12 protein-coding genes are annotated in these 14324 nt (G+C 71.4%); 6 read left to right on the top strand and 6 right to left on the bottom strand.

The window, feature by feature from the left end; genetic code table 11:
- Positions 1-62 precede the first annotated feature (62 nt).
- The 3 genes from ACFORO_RS13520 (at position 63) to ACFORO_RS13510 (ending at position 5067) form a co-directional block, all read left to right on the top strand.
- Positions 63-1127, top strand: a complete 1065-nt coding sequence (locus ACFORO_RS13520) for an AAA family ATPase (protein WP_354749864.1) — start codon at positions 63-65, stop codon at positions 1125-1127.
- A gap of 33 nt (positions 1128-1160) precedes the next feature.
- Positions 1161-2432, top strand: a complete 1272-nt coding sequence (locus ACFORO_RS13515) for a DUF58 domain-containing protein (RefSeq protein WP_354749866.1) — start codon at positions 1161-1163, stop codon at positions 2430-2432.
- Between the two features lie 76 nt (positions 2433-2508).
- Complete coding sequence (locus ACFORO_RS13510; protein WP_377870107.1) at positions 2509-5067, top strand: transglutaminase family protein; 2559 nt, start codon at positions 2509-2511, stop codon at positions 5065-5067.
- Positions 5068-5073: 6 nt separating this feature from the next.
- On the opposite strand, the gene ACFORO_RS13505 is transcribed toward ACFORO_RS13510, so the two are convergent.
- From ACFORO_RS13505 to ACFORO_RS13495, 3 genes are read right to left on the bottom strand one after another with little or no spacing between them, the layout of a single operon-like run.
- Positions 5074-5853: an NAD(P)-binding domain-containing protein gene (locus ACFORO_RS13505; protein WP_377870108.1), complete on the bottom strand. Its 780-nt coding sequence runs from the start codon at positions 5851-5853 to the stop codon at positions 5074-5076.
- Positions 5854-5869: 16 nt separating this feature from the next.
- Positions 5870-6319 carry a hypothetical protein gene (locus ACFORO_RS13500; RefSeq protein WP_377870109.1) on the bottom strand — a complete coding sequence of 150 codons (450 nt, stop codon included), beginning with the start codon at positions 6317-6319 and terminating at the stop codon, positions 5870-5872.
- Between the two features lie 47 nt (positions 6320-6366).
- Complete coding sequence (locus ACFORO_RS13495) at positions 6367-7308, bottom strand: alpha/beta hydrolase (protein ID WP_377870110.1); 942 nt, start codon at positions 7306-7308, stop codon at positions 6367-6369.
- Between the two features lie 128 nt (positions 7309-7436).
- On the opposite strand from ACFORO_RS13495, the gene ACFORO_RS13490 reads away from it, so the two are divergent.
- Positions 7437-8090: a TetR/AcrR family transcriptional regulator gene (locus ACFORO_RS13490; RefSeq protein WP_377870111.1), complete on the top strand. Its 654-nt coding sequence runs from the start codon at positions 7437-7439 to the stop codon at positions 8088-8090.
- Positions 8091-8703: 613 nt separating this feature from the next.
- Here the strand turns inward: ACFORO_RS13490 and ACFORO_RS13485 are convergent.
- From ACFORO_RS13485 to ACFORO_RS13475, 3 genes are all read right to left on the bottom strand, one after another.
- Positions 8704-9108: a DUF3040 domain-containing protein gene (locus tag ACFORO_RS13485; RefSeq protein ID WP_354749880.1), complete on the bottom strand. Its 405-nt coding sequence runs from the start codon at positions 9106-9108 to the stop codon at positions 8704-8706.
- Between the two features lie 1067 nt (positions 9109-10175).
- Positions 10176-11393 (bottom strand): DNA polymerase IV, encoded by a 1218-nt coding sequence (dinB, locus tag ACFORO_RS13480; protein ID WP_377870148.1) that lies wholly within the window; start codon positions 11391-11393, stop codon positions 10176-10178.
- A gap of 149 nt (positions 11394-11542) precedes the next feature.
- Positions 11543-12268, bottom strand: a complete 726-nt coding sequence (locus ACFORO_RS13475; RefSeq protein WP_370935916.1) for a methyltransferase domain-containing protein — start codon at positions 12266-12268, stop codon at positions 11543-11545.
- Between the two features lie 112 nt (positions 12269-12380).
- Here ACFORO_RS13475 and ACFORO_RS13470 point away from each other — a divergent pair, with 112 nt between their 5' ends.
- Both ACFORO_RS13470 and ACFORO_RS13465 read left to right on the top strand, forming a co-directional pair.
- Positions 12381-13232, top strand: a complete 852-nt coding sequence (locus tag ACFORO_RS13470; RefSeq protein WP_354749884.1) for a ParA family protein — start codon at positions 12381-12383, stop codon at positions 13230-13232.
- A gap of 3 nt (positions 13233-13235) precedes the next feature.
- The gene (locus ACFORO_RS13465) at positions 13236-14054 is read left to right on the top strand and encodes a DNA-formamidopyrimidine glycosylase family protein (protein WP_377870112.1); all 819 of its coding nucleotides are present in this window, start codon (positions 13236-13238) and stop codon (positions 14052-14054) included.
- Positions 14055-14324: the final 270 nt, after the last annotated feature.

Raw genomic sequence — 14324 nt, 5'->3', positions numbered from 1 at the left:
CGCTGGACAAGGCGCGCATCCCCGCCGGTTCGCGTCCAGCTATTGCGCCACCAGGAGGTCGAGTGACGTCGAGAATCCAGTCCGCTTCCCCTGCCGGACCGCACGGCAACGGGTCCGGGCAGCCGCCGTACCCGGCGGTCGAGTCCGCGGACGGGCTGGCTCAAGTCCCGGCGGCCGGGCTCGGCGAACTGCACGACACCGCCCGCCGGATCGCCGCGAACGTGGAGCGCGTCCTCGTCGGCAAGCCGGACGTCATCCGGATCGCGCTGGTGACCCTCCTGGCCGAGGGCCACCTGCTCGTCGAGGACGTGCCGGGCGTCGGCAAGACCTCGCTCGCGAAGGCGCTCGCGCGCTCGATCGACTGCACCGTCAGCCGCGTGCAGTTCACCCCCGACCTGCTGCCCAGCGACGTCACCGGCGTCTCCATCTACAACCGGCAGACCGGCGAGTTCGAGTTCCGGCCCGGCCCGGTGTTCGCGAACATCGTGGTGGGCGACGAGATCAACCGGGCCTCGCCGAAGACGCAGTCCGCGCTGCTGGAGTGCATGGAGGAGCACCAGGTCACGGTCGACACGAGCACGTACACGCTCGGCGCGCCGTTCATGGTGATCGCGACGCAGAACCCGATCGAGATGGAGGGCACCTACGCGCTGCCCGAGGCCCAGCGCGACCGGTTCACCGCGCGGGTGTCCATCGGCTACCCCGACCAGCAGGCCGAACTGGCCATGGTCGACGAGCACTCCGGGCACAATCCGCTCGCGGACCTGACCCCGGTGTCCGACGGCGAGACGATGCTGCGGCTGATCGAGACCGTCCGCGGCGTGCACATCGCGCCGGAGGTCCGCCGGTACGCCGTCGACGTCGTGTCGGCGACCCGGCAGGTGCCGGAGATCCGGCTCGGCGCTTCGCCGCGCGCGACGCTGCACCTGGTCCGGGCCGCGCGGGCGCAGGCCGCGCTGTCCGGGCGCGACTACGTGGTGCCCGACGACCTGCACACGGTCGCCGTGCCCGTGCTGGCGCACCGGCTGGTGCTCACCACCGAGGCGCACGCCGCCCGCCGTTCGGCGACCGACGTGGTCCGCGCGGTGCTGCACCGCGTTCCCGTCCCCCAGGGCTCGGCCCGCTGAGGCGCGTCCCGCTACCCGAAACAGGGAATCCGCATGCTGCGCGCGCTGTCCGGCCTCACCACCCGAGGCCGTTGCCTCCTCGCCGCCGGGATCGCGGCCGCGGTGTGCTCGCTGGTGCTCAACGAACGCGACCTGCTGCGGGTCGCGGTGTTCGTGGTCGCCCTGCCGCTGCTGGTCGCCGCCTACATCTCGGCCACCCGGCTGCGTCTCGGCGCCGCGCGCGCCTTGCGCCCGGACCGGGTCGCGGCGGGCACGACCGGCGAGGTCGACCTTGAGCTGTGGCGCAGCGGACGGCTGCCCGGCGGCGAGGTGCTGCTGGAGGACGGCGTGCCGTACGCGCTGGGCTCCCGGCCGCGGTTCGTGGTCGAACGGCTGCCGCACGACCGGCGCGTGCTGCTGCGGTATCCGCTGCGGCCGGCCATGCGCGGGATCCAGCAGGTCGGCCCGCTGCGCGCGACGATCACCGACCCGTTCGGGCTGTGCGAGTTCGAGCGGGAGCTGATCGGCCATTCGCGGCTGGTCGTCGTGCCGCGCGTGGTGCCGTTGTGGGGTCTGCCCGGCGGTGCCGGAGCGGGAGCGGGCGACGACGGAAGCGTCCGGCTGCATTCCGGGCAGGGCGAGCCGGACGTGATCGTGCGGCATTACCGCACCGGCGACGACATGCGGAAAGTCCACTGGCGTTCGACCGCGCGCCGCGACGAGATCATGGTCCGCATCGAGGAACGCCCTTGGCGCGGCGGCACAACTGTGTTGCTGGACCACCGCGCGGCGGCGCACCACGGGAGCGGTCCGACGGCGAGCCTGGAGTGGGCGGTGTCGTTCGCCGCTTCGGTGTCGCTGCACCTGCGACGGACCGGCCACCGGGTCCGGCTGGTGACCGAGCACGGCGTCTCGCTCGCGGACTCTCCCGGCGACGGCGGCGAAGGCTACGACAACCTGGTGCTCGACGCGCTGGCCGCACTCCAGCCGGCGCACCAGCGAGACGTGACGCTCGGCCACGATCCCGCCGAAGGACAGGAACTGATCGCGATCCTGGGCACGGTGAGCGCGGAATCGGTCCACGAGCTGACCCGGTACCGGGCGCGCGGGGTCCGCAGCCTCGCCGTTCTCCTGGACACGCCGACCTGGGCGGGATCGGCCTCGCCGGACCACCTCGCCGCCGCGACGAAGGAATCGGCGGAGCTGCTGCGCGGAGCGGGCTGGGGCGTCGTGGTGGCCGGTCCGAAGACGCCGATGCCCGAGGTGTGGGGACTGCTGTGCAGCGCGGGCACCCATCGCTCAACGGTGATCGGCGGAACGCGATGAACCTGACGACGACCGTCGTGGGTGGCAATGCCGGTTCTCACCGGCATTGCCGCTCACGAGCACGCAAGGGGACCCGATGACCACCACCGCTCCCCGCCCGTCCGGCGCGCCGCCGATCCCGCACACCCCCACCCCGCAGCCGACCGATCCGCCGCCCGCGTGGCGGAGCAGCGTGCTGCCGCCGATCGCCGCCGGGCTCGCGACGCTGTGCGCGGCCACGTCGCTGACCAGCGTCGTCTCCGGATGGGCCTGGTTCGGGTACCTCTTCGTGGCCGTCGTGCTCGTCGCGGGCACCGGCCTGGCGTTGCGCTCGCTGCGCGCGCCGACGGTCGTCGCCGGGTTCGGGCAGCTGCTCGTGCTGCTCTTCCTCATCACCGGGGCGTTCACGACGCAGGGCATCCTCACGATTTTCCCCGGCCCGACCGCCTTCGGCGAACTGCAGGCCACGCTCACCGCGGCGGCCGACCAGATCCGGACCGGCCTCCCGCCGGTCGACAGCACGCAGCCGATCCTCTGCCTGGTCACGATCGCGGTCGGGCTGGTCGCGGTGCTGGTCGACACGCTCGCCGTCGCCGCCGCGGCGCCTGCCGCGACCGGGCTCGTGCTGCTCTGCGTGTACGCGGTGCCCGCGGCGTTGTCGGACGAACTGATGCCGTGGTGGACGTTCGTGCTCGGCGCGGGAGCCTTCGCCTGCCTGCTCGCGCTCGACGGCAACCACCGGCACCGCCGCTGGCGCAACCGCGACGCGCCCGGGTCCGGCAGCATGCTGCGGCTCGCGCAAGCCCCGGTGGCCGTGGTCAGCTCGGCGATCGTGCTCGGCCTGCTGGGCGGCGGGATCACCGTGGTCGGGACCGTCGGCAAGATCCCGTTCGGGTCCGGCCCCGGCGGCGACGGCGACGGGACCGGCGGGTTCGGCATCGCGCCGTTCACGCAGTTGCGCGGGCTGCTCGACCAGGGCCAGAACACCGAACTGTTCCAGGTGCGAGGCCTCGGCGCGGACCGGCGGCTGATGCGCGCGTTCACCTTGGACACCTACACCCCGAACAAGGGCTGGGGCCTGCGCGCCGGCGGCCAGGCGCAGTCCGGCGTGCTCGCGAACAGCACGCTGCCCGCCGCGCCCGGCGACGACGGCACCGGGGTGTCGCGGCAGATCCAGATCCAGCCGACGCGCTGGGTCGACAACTGGCTGCCCGTCTACGGAGCCCCGCGCGCGCTCCGGGGCGTGCCGCCGCAGTGGCTGTACGACCGGGTCAGCGGCTCGGTGTTCACCACGGCGAGCGAACCCGCGCCCGCCTACGTGGAAACCGCGTCGCTGAAGGAGCCGACCGCCGAGGAACTGCGGGACGCCGCGCCGAAGTCCGACGAGGTCCCCGCGCTGTACACGCGGATCGGCCAGGTCGACCGGCGGGTCTCGGCGCTGACCGACCAGCTCACCTCGGGCAAGACGAACAACTTCGACCGGGCCACCGCGCTGTGGCAGTACTTCAGCGCGCAGAACGGTTTCGTGTACGACACCAAGACCGCCGACGCCACCGACGCCGACGCGCTCGCCGACTTCATCCTCAAGGGAAAACGGGGCTACTGCGAGCAATACGCGTCGGCGATGGCGGTGATGCTGCGGGTCGCGCACATCCCCGCGCGCGTCGCGATCGGCTTCACCCCCGGCGTCGCCAAGGGCGACTACCAGTCGATCAGCTCGCAGGACGCGCACGCGTGGGTCGAGGCGTACTTCGGGGACAAGGGCTGGGTCAGCTTCGACCCGACCCCGCTCGCCGACGGACGCGGCATCGTCCCGCCGTACCTCGAGCAGAACACCCACAACCCGCAGCAGCCCAACGCGACCGACGACCTCCCGACGGCCCCGCGCTCGGCGTCGCCGTCCACCGGCGCGTCGGCCGACAAGACCCACGACCAGGCCGCGCCCGCCGCGCCCGCGGACACCGCCCCGGACGACAGCTGGCTGACCTGGCTCGCGCTGACCCTGGCCGTCCTCGGCGCCGCGGCCGTCGCGGCGGCTTACTTCCTGCGCCGCCGCCCGCGGCCCGGCTTGACCCCGTCCGGTGTCCCGCCGGGAGCCGCACCCGAGGGCAACGTGCTGGTCAGAAACCCCGTCACCGCACCGACTCCGCTGCACCTGGCCGCCTTGTGGCTACCGCTGACCGGAGCCGTCCTGCTGGTCGCCGCGCTCGGCCTGCTCGCCGGGACCGTGTCGTGGTGGTTCGCCTTGGTCGTCGTGCTGATCCTGGCGGCGACCGGCGGCCCCGCCGCGATCCGGGACCTGGTGCGCCGCCGCCGCCTCCAGACGATCGCGACGCACTCCCCCGGCGCGGCCGACGCGGCGTGGCGCGAGCTGAAAGCCGAGTGCGCGGACCGGGACCTGCCGATCGCCGACAGCGACACGGTCCGCGTAGCCGGCGGAAAGATCGCCGAACGCCACCGCCTGGACGAGCCGGGCCGAGAGGCTTTGCGCACTGTGCTGGGCGCGGTGGAACGCAGCTGGTACAGCGACGAACCGGCCCCGGACGCGACGTTGGAGCCTGCTTTCGGGCAGCTGCGGGACAGTCTGCGCCGGACAGCTCCGTTGTCGATGCGGGGACGGTTGTTCCCCCGGTCGGTGCTTCGCCGACGGCGGTGAACTCGGTTACCGCAGATCGGCGAGGAGTCCGTCCAGTGCTGTGGCGAGAGCCGCGGCGTTGGGCTGGTCGAACCACGTGGTGCGGATCCGCTCGTTGTTCCCCTTGGGCGTCTCGTGGTCGGCGGCAAGCTGATCCAGGGTGCGGCTCTCGTCATTCAGCGCGCGGCCGACGTTCTTGAAGAGGCCGCGCACATACCGGTCGGCGACGTCTGGCGAGATGCCGTGGCCGGCGGCCCACGAGGTGAGCGTGCCGAGGTAGGCGTAGTGGGCGGTGAAAGTCCCGGTCAGTGCGGAGAAGACGTTGAAGGCGTCCTCATCGGCGACGGAGAGTGCACCGCCTAGCTGTGTGAAAAGAGCGTCCACCGCCGGGTGCGAAGGGCAGGTCACCGTGACGGAGCGACGCTCGCGCACGGCAGGCAGCGGAATGGCGCGGACGATCGGGGCACCAGTGGCGAGGGTCCGGCGCAGATCGTCGATGGCGACACCGGCCATCAGGCTGACAACGGTCTTGTCGTCACCCACCTTCAACCCGCCGAGTGCCTCGCGATGGTCCTGGCGGCGCATGGCAATGATTACCAGGTCCGCGCGGTCGACGACCTCCTGATTGTCGGCGCACACCTGGACGCCCTCGAAACGCTCGGACAGCTCGGCGGCGACGCGGACACTCCTGGGAGAAAGGAAGATCTCCGGTGCCGCACCACCTTCGCCGCGCAAACCCTCGACGACGGCCTTGCCGATCTCGCCCACGCCGATGATGCCTATTCGCTGCATTGGGTGGTCCTCCATGGTGCGTCGTGGCTCGTCACGTCGTCCGCCTTCCGGTCCGCAGCAAGGCGACCGCGAGAACGCCCGCCAGGCAGGGAATCGTCCCGGCCCAGCCCAGTTCCGGCGGCAGGCCGGTCGCGCCGGAGGTGTCCTTGGTCAGCAGTCCGGCCAGTCCGACGCTTGTCCCGAGCACGAGCAGGACGCTCGCGGCCGGGCGGGCCCATTTCTTGCCTGCTTTGACGGCCCAGGCCGCCGTGAGCCAGCCAAGGACGCCGAGCGCTCCGATGGCGGACAACACGACCAGGTAGGTGGTGACGGCCGAGTCGACCCGTGCCGGGGAATAGGCGGGATAGCCGGTCCGGATCTGGTCAGCGAGCAGGTGAGTGGTGCCGCGGTCGAGGTAGACGGCGATCGTCGCGAGGACGGTGAGCACGAGGCCCGCGTACATCGCTGCGAGCGGACCTCGTGCCTGAAGTCGTTGTGTCATCAGGATCTTCTCTCGTTTCCGGTCATGGCGCGGCAGCGCTTTCGCCGTCACTTCGCCAGAGCCGCACGGAGGAACGCGACGATCTCCGCCTGAGCGGCCTCGGCTTGCGGCTCCACGCCGGGCAGGGTGAGGAACGCGTGCTTCGCGCCCGGGTATTCGGTAAGCCGCACCGAGGTTCCCGCCTCGCGCAGCCGCTCGGCGTAGCGGCGGCCATGGTCGGCGACCGCGTCTTGGGTCGGCACCACCACGAGCGCCGGGGCGAGCCCACTCAGGTCCTCTGTGGACAGTGGCGAAACAGCGCTGGCGTCGGCTCCCGGCGGGACGGCGAGCCGCTGGAAAAGCTGCAGCAGCGGCAAGGCCCGGCTCGGGCGGTATGCGTATTCGGCGATCGAGGGGTAGTCGAACATCGTCTCGGTGACGTCGGCTACCGGGTTGACCAGCACCTGTGCCTTGAGCTCCAGACCGGCTTCCCTGGCGCGGACGGCCGCCAGCGCGCTGATCAGCGCTCCGCAACTCTCCCCGAACACTGCCGCGCGCGCCGGGTCGACACCCCACTCCGCCGCCTGCTTCGCCACGTGGCGAAGCACGTCCCAGCCATCGTCGGCAGCATTCGCGAGCGGGCTGCCAGGAGCAAGGAGACGGTGCTCGACCGAAACGACGACCGCGGGCAGCCGTGCGGCGAGGTGACTGTTGGTCCAATCGCACTGCGCCGCCGTGCCCACGAAGCCACCTCCGTGGACATGGACCACCAGCGGCAGCCCGGTTCGGTCTCGCGCTGGCCGATAGACCCGGACCGGCAGGTCGCGGCCAGGCAGCGCGATCTCCCGCCACTCGATCGCAGCATCGGGATGCGGCTCCCCCAGGATCGCCCGCGCCGCACCGGAGGCCCGGAAGCGGTTCTCCGCCTCGCGGTAGACCAGCAGTTCCTCGATCGTGATCACCGAGAAATCCGGCTCCGGCGGGCGCGTCTCAGCAGCGAGTTCACTCATGGTTCCTTCTTCCCCAGTCGAGGCGCCGGGCGCGGCTCGGAGTCCGCCCAGCGCTTTGTCCTCATTATGCACACACCGTGTGCATCGTCAAGTGCATACGCTATGCTGACCCCGACGAGAGGGGCGAGATGACTGGCCGCAGGCGATGGTCGACCGACGAAATCCTGGACACGGCGGCGGACCTGCTGCGCACGAGCGACGCCGAGTCGTTCAGCGTCCGCAAACTCGCCGCGGCGCTCGGGACCGATCCGTCGAGCCTCTACCGGCATTTCCGCAACAAGACCGAGCTGCTGCGCGCCGTCGCCGACCGGATCCTCTTGGCCGCCATGGACGGCTACCGCCCCGAAGGCGACTGGAAGCAGCGCATCACCGCACTGGGCCTGCGCCTGCACGCGGCCTTCGGCGAGCAGCCCCAGCTAGCGACGGTGTGGGGCCGCTACGCCTCCGGCGGCACCGGATCCCGGCTGGTCATGGAGGAACTGCTGCAGGCCCTGCGCGCGTCCGGCCTGCCCGACGAGCAGGTCCCGGTGCGATACCACCGCGTCGTGATCCTCCTGGCCGCGCTGATCGCGTCCGAGGCAGGCATCAGCACCATCACCGCGGAGGAGTACGAACAGGGCTTGGAGCAGTTCCGCGTCGCGGTGCTCGGCGCCGATCCCGAACGGTTTCCCGCGTTGGCGTTCTTCGCCCGCGACGTCCGCCCCCTCGGAGCGGACCGCCACGCTGCGTTCGAAGAAATCCTCGCCGCGCAGCTCGCCCAGATCGAGGCCGAGATCCCCTGATTTCGCAGGTCCGGCGCAGAAGCAGTGGTCCGAGGAAGCCGGGGGTTTGCTCAGACCGATGCTCCCGGCCGCCCGCAGGCTAGGCACCTGAAGCCATTCCGACCAGTCCCGGGCTCGGACGGGCAGGCAGCCGCACACGCCGAGGTCACCGCAACGGCCCGCCCGACCAGCCCGGGCCGCCATCCGAACCGGCACGGTCAAAGCGTTGCTTCAGAACCGTTCCCACGGCAGGCCGGATCCAGCCACCGCGCCAAGCCTCTCCGACAGTCGCCCGGGAACGCCGCGCACCCGGCTTCCGGCTTCCGGCTTCCGGCTTCCGGCTTCCGGCTTCCGGCTTCCGGCTTCCGGCTTCCGGCTTCCGGCTTCCGGCTTCCGGCTTCCGGCTTCCGGCTTCCGGCTTCCGGCCGAGCATTCCCGAACCGGGAGCGCGTCGAGCCCCGCACCGGACTGGAGCAAACCGGAGCCAGCGCAGGCCGAGCACGCGTCTTGCCCGCAGGCCACAGGTCGCAGGCCACCGGCAGGGAACCCGTGTCCCGCTAGCCGGTGCAGTCCGTGCCCACGCACGAGAATCCGCGCTCCGCCCCGAGGGGAGAAGCGCGGATTCGCCGACGTGCTATTGGCCTTCGAAGCGCTGGCGGAAACGTTCCTCCATGCGCTGCGTGAAAGAGCTCTTGCGGCCGGACGGCTTCCCCCCGCCGCCTCCGTCGTCATGGCCGTTCTTGCCGCCGCTGTCGCTGTGGCGCAGCGACGTCACGGCCATCATGACCCCGAAGAACATCACGAGGAACCCGAGCACGCTGACCACCGGCACGTCGGCGACCCGCAACACCGGGATCACCACACCGAGCACCAGCAGCGCAACGCCCACCACGAACAGGGCGATCCCCTGGATGCGCCGACGGCGCGCGGGTCGGCGCAACCGGGTGCCGCGCACCGTGGATGCGAACTTGGGGTCCTCGGCATAGAGCTCGCGCTCGATCTGGTCGAGCAGCCGCTGCTCATGCTCGGAGAGTGGCATCTTTCCTCCTCCGGCACAGCTGTCGCGGGCGCCGGGCCGCGCAACGTCCTGGACCCAACAGCCAACCCCAGGCGGGGTGGCACTGTCCAGGATACGAGCCCCGCGCTCGTCCGACTACCCGATCCCCGATCCGGAAATGATCGAATCGGGGGAAATCCCGCAAGATGCGGGTTGACAGTGCGTCACCGCGACGGAAGTCACCCCCTTCGGCGCAGTCCAGAGCCCCCTGCCGCCCTGTCGGCCTCCCCCGGGCGGGGTCCCTCGTCACGGAGAGAGAGCGTCCCCGCGCCGACCACCCGCCCTGCCGACACCCCGGCCGGGACGATCTTCCGCCGATCGATACCCTCCGATACTTTTTCACTTGCCCGCCCCCGAGATCGGCAATCCCCCACCGCGCGGACAGCACGGATCCCGCTGACTCAGAGCGACCGCCGAAACCCCTATTCCGGACCTCTTTCGGACCGCGGCCGCCGAGTCCGCGCCGGACGCTTATTGCCGACGAAGTGCCTGTCCCGGCGAATTGCCCACGAAACCACCGAGGGGGACGATTCTTCCGCCGACGCCGGTGCCGGTGCCGGTGCCGGTGCCGGGAGGCTCAGCCGCGAACCCGGCACGGCTCGCGCAAGGACCACGAGCGCACTCAGCTGCGCGGCACCGTGCACCTCGGCCCCGTCCCGACGCCTAGCCGCTCGGCACCACCCACCTTCGCCACCGCACCGAGCCGCGCAGCACCGATGGGCTGGCTGATCCAGACCAGCTCCTCAGCCCGGTGGTTCCCGCACCGCGCAAGGCGGCTGCGGGCCGACCGGCGGCACGGATCGCGGCGTTCTCCCCACGTCAGATCCGACTTGCGCCTCCTCCCCACACCAGATCCGATCTGCGCCTCCTCCCCACACCAGATCCGGCCTGCGCCTCCTCCCCACACCAGATCCGATCTGCGCCTCCTCCCCACACCAGATCCGGCCTGCGCCTCCCGACCAAGCCCGCACCGTCTTCCCTGCCGACCCCGCTCCAGCCCCGCACCGAAAGCCCGGCCTCGCGGACGCCCTCTCCCACCCCGCCAGGCCTCACTCCTCCCGAGGGGAAAGCAGCGAAGCAGGCCGAATCGCCGCCGAGCCGAACTTCAGCCTTGCCACGTCCGCCGCCACCTCGGCGTCCCGCCAGCGCGGCTCGTCATTGGTGAACGACAGCTGCTCCCCGTCGTCCCCGGTGTCCAGGCCTTCCACTCGCACCCCGATCAGCCGGACCGCTCCCGTCGGCGCGTGCTCCGTCAGCAGCTCGACCGCCGTGCGGTGGATGTCCCGGGCCACGTCCGTCGCCGAGAGCACGGTGCGCGCCCGGGTGATCGTGCGGAAATCGGCGAACCGCACCTTGATCGACACCGTCCTCCCGCGCAGCTCGCGCGACCGGAGCGTCGCCCCGACCCGTTCGGACAGGCGAAGCAGCTCCAGGCTCAGCTCGTCCCGGCTCAGGACGTCGACGTCGAAGGTGTGCTCGGCTCCGATCGACTTCTCCGCCGACTCCGGTTCCACGGCCCGGTCGTCATGGCCGTTCGCCAGCGCCCACAGGTGATCCCCGACGGCCCGGCCCACCGAACGCCGCAGCCGGGCGGGCGGGGTGGCGGCGATGTCCGCGATCGTGTGCCAGCCGTGCTGCCGCAGCTGTTCCTCGGTCCGCTTTCCCACGCCCCACAGCGCCGACACCGGCAGCGGGTGCAGGAATTCCAGCGTCTCGGCCGCGGGAACGATCACCATCCCGTCCGGTTTGGCCATCCCCGAAGCCAGCTTCGCCACGAATTTCACCTTCGCGACGCCGACGGAGCACGCGATCCCGTGCTCCGCCTGCACCCGCTCCCGAATCCGCGCCCCCAGCACGCCCGGAGTGGTGCCCAACCGCCGCAGCGCGCCTCCTACGTCCAGGAACGCCTCGTCCAGGCTCAGCGGCTCGACCAGCGGCGTCAGCTGCCGGAAAATCCCCATGACGCCGCGCGACACCTCGCCGTACAGCCCCGGCGTCGGCTGGATGCACACCAGCTGCGGGCAGAGCCGTTTGGCCGTGGCGAACGGCATGGCCGAGCGCACGCCGAAGCGCCGCGCCGGATAGCTCGCCGCGGCGACGACCGAGCGCGGGCCGCCGCCGGACACGACGACCGGCTGGCCCGCCAGCTCCGGCCGCGTGCGCAGTTCGCACGATACGAAAAAGGCGTCCATGTCCACGTGCAGGATCGAGCAGCCGGTGTCGTCCGGCAGCTCGGTCGCGCCCGTGGTGACGCGGTAGCGGGCCATCCCGCTCGGCAGTTCGGCGTTTCTCCCCACGCCTCCGGACGCTACCTGCCGCCACCGACAATTCCCGGCGCTCGAGCCGCGGCGGCCACGCTTACGGGTGGTTCGCCGTCCCGCCAGGACGATTCCCGCACCTCGACACAGCTGGCTTCTCAGCCCCGCCGGGCGATCGCGTGCAACCGGCCCGCGACGTCACGCAGCGCGGGCACCGCCGAAGCGCTCAGCTCGAATTCGGCCAGCTCGTCCTCACGGACTCCGCCCGGCACGACGTCCGAGATCACCCGGTCGCCCTGCAACAGCGTGACCTCCAGTCCGGCGGCCACGAGCGACTCGGTCAGCCCGGAACTGTCGTACCTGCGCAGTACGGTGTCCCCCGCGACAACCCCATCAGAACCTTCGAGCAGCCGCTGGGCCTCGGTGATCCGGCCGGCCAGCGCGCGATGCAGCACGGCCGCGGTGCGGTTGGCCACCAGCACCGACACGGCACCGCCCGGCGAGACGGCCGTGGCGAGTGCGTCGAGCACCGCGCGCGGGTCGTCCACGACCTCCAGCAGCCCGTGCGCCAGCACCAGGTCCGCCGACCCGGCCGGGACGTGCGCGCCCAGCGCGTCGGAGTCGTCCGCGATCACCGTGATCCGGCCGGAGACGCCCTCCTCCTCGGCGCGCCGGCGCAGCGTCGCGAGCGCGTTCGGGTTCGGTTCGACCACGGTGACCAGGCATCCGGCCGAGGCGAACGGCACCGCCCAGCCGCCGCTCCCGCCGCCGACGTCGACGACGACCGGCTGCTCAACGCCGCGGGCGCGGGCGGCCCGCAGTTCGGCCTCGAGCGCCCGGCGAACAGCGCCCGAACCCCGGGCGGCCACGGTGTCGGTCTTCATGGCCGACAGGGTAATGGCCGCCGGTCACTTGCCGTGACCCGCGTGGGCGCCGCAGCGGCGTTCGCCACCTTCCGCACTACCGCCCCGGCGGACGGCCCGTAGGCTGTGTCGAGTGCACACGGTCGCCGTTCTCAGCCTCAAGGGTGGTGTCGGCAAAACGACGGTCGCGCTCGGTATCGCGTCGGCCGCGCTGCGTAGGGGAACCCGCGCGCTCGTAGCCGACCTCGACCCGCAGGGCAACGCCACCACCTCGCTCGACCCGCCGTTCACCGACGCGACGCTCGCCGACGTGCTCGAGACGCCCGCGCGGGCCGTCCTCGAACGCGCGATCGCGCCCAGCGTGTGGAGCGAGGAGATCGACGTGCTGGTCGGCGCCGAGGAGCTGGAGTCGCTCAACGAACCCGACTCCGACGGCCGCCGCCTGGAAAACCTTTCCCGCGCGCTCGACGAGCTGCACCAGAACCCGTTGCGCGAGGAACCGTACGAGCTGGCGATCATCGACTGCCCGCCGTCGCTGGGCCGGCTCACGAAATCGGCGCTCGTGGCGGCCGACAGCGCGCTTATTGTGACTGAGCCCACAATGTACGCGGTCGCGGGCGCCCAGCGCGCGCTCGAAGCGATCGAACGGATCCGCGAGGACAGCAATCCGGCGCTGCGGCCGATCGGCGTGCTGGTGAACAAGCTGCGCGTGCGGTCGTACGAGCACCAGTTCCGGGTCTCGGAGCTGCGCGAGAACTTCGGCTCGCTGGTGATGCCGACCGCGATCCCGGACCGGCTCGCGGTGCAGCAGGCCCAGGGCGCGTGCAGCCCGATCCACGAGTGGCATTCCCCTGGCGCACAGGAGATCGCGCTGACCTTCAACATGGTCCTCGCCAAGATCCTGCGCTCCAACCGCGCCGGACGGCACCGCGTGCGCGCCGAGGAAGAAGCCGCGCAGGCGGAAGTGTCGGAAACCGCGGGCTGAACCGTGCCCGAGGGCGACACCGTATTCCTGGCCGGGAAGCTGCTCGACCGCGCGCTCGCCGGGAAAACGTTGGTGCGCGGCCAGTTTCGCCATCCCGAACTGGCCACTGTGGACCTGGCGGGCCGCGAGGTGCACGGCGTCGGCACCGTCGGCAAACACCTCTTCACGCGCTTCTCCGGCGACCTGACGCTGCACAGCCATCTGCGGATGGACGGCTCGTGGAAGATCCAGCCCGCCGGCGCGAAATGGGCGATGCCCGCTCATCACGCGCGCGTCGTGCTAATGACCGATGACGTCCAGGCGATCGGTTTCCGTTTGCACGACCTGAAACTCGTGCCCACCGCCGAGGAACACGACCTCGTCGCACACTTGGGCCCGGATCTCTTGGATCCACAATGGACAGAGGACCACGCCGCACTGGCCGCCGCCAACCTGGCCGTGAAACCGGACCGCGAACTCGGCGACGCCCTGCTGGACCAGCGGATCATGGCCGGCGTCGGCAACCTGTACAAGTGCGAGATCTCTTTCCTGCTGCGAGTTTCCCCGTGGACCCCAGTGTCCGGAGTGGACCCCGCACGCGCGGTGGCGCTCGCCAGGAAGCTGCTGGTCGCCAACGCGTGGCGGCACGAGCAAGCCACCACCGGCGACCTCCGCCGCGGCCGCCGCACCTGGGTCTACGAACGCACCCGCCAAGGCTGTTTCCGCTGCGGCGGCCCGCTGCTGGTGCGCCAGCAGGGCGACGGACCGTACCAGCGCCCGACCTGGTGCTGCCCGCGCTGCCAGCCCGGACCCGTCCCGGCCGATGGACCGCCGCGCAAATGATGTTGCCGTACCGAGAGGTTCGCGGTTAGCGTGACAGTACACGAGAGAGGAGGTGGTCCTAAGTTGTATTCACACAGGACTCGTGAGGTGGCTGTCCGCTAGCGGATGGCACGTGTTGGGACTTTGAGCAGCGATGCAACAGAGCCACCTTCGGCTCATCGCCTGCTTCACGTGCTGCCTGCTGACGAATATCAGGCAGTCACCGGGTTCCCGGGGTTCTCGAGCACCGGTCCGGCTCGAGCCTGGACGCTGACGGCGTCCAGGAGGCGC

Origin of the sequence: Amycolatopsis halotolerans (assembly GCF_042647905.1) — a bacterium.
GTDB classification, from domain to species: Bacteria; Actinomycetota; Actinomycetes; order Mycobacteriales; family Pseudonocardiaceae; genus Amycolatopsis; species Amycolatopsis halotolerans.
This window is presented reverse-complemented; position numbering and strand designations above follow the sequence as displayed.

Excerpts from the sequence above, each read along its gene's own strand:
- ACFORO_RS13515 (WP_354749866.1), top strand. The coding sequence starts at position 1,161 with ATGCTGCGCGCGCTGTCCGGCCTCACCACCCGAGGCCGTTGCCTCCTC.
- ACFORO_RS13510 (WP_377870107.1), top strand. The coding sequence starts at position 2,509 with ATGACCACCACCGCTCCCCGCCCGTCCGGCGCGCCGCCGATCCCGCAC.
- ACFORO_RS13505 (WP_377870108.1), bottom strand. The coding sequence starts at position 5,853 with ATGGAGGACCACCCAATGCAGCGAATAGGCATCATCGGCGTGGGCGAG.
- ACFORO_RS13500 (WP_377870109.1), bottom strand. The coding sequence starts at position 6,319 with ATGACACAACGACTTCAGGCACGAGGTCCGCTCGCAGCGATGTACGCG.
- ACFORO_RS13495 (WP_377870110.1), bottom strand. The coding sequence starts at position 7,308 with ATGAGTGAACTCGCTGCTGAGACGCGCCCGCCGGAGCCGGATTTCTCG.
- ACFORO_RS13490 (WP_377870111.1), top strand. The coding sequence starts at position 7,437 with ATGACTGGCCGCAGGCGATGGTCGACCGACGAAATCCTGGACACGGCG.
- ACFORO_RS13485 (WP_354749880.1), bottom strand. The coding sequence starts at position 9,108 with ATGCCACTCTCCGAGCATGAGCAGCGGCTGCTCGACCAGATCGAGCGC.
- dinB (WP_377870148.1), bottom strand. The coding sequence starts at position 11,393 with ATGGCCCGCTACCGCGTCACCACGGGCGCGACCGAGCTGCCGGACGAC.
- ACFORO_RS13475 (WP_370935916.1), bottom strand. The coding sequence starts at position 12,268 with ATGAAGACCGACACCGTGGCCGCCCGGGGTTCGGGCGCTGTTCGCCGG.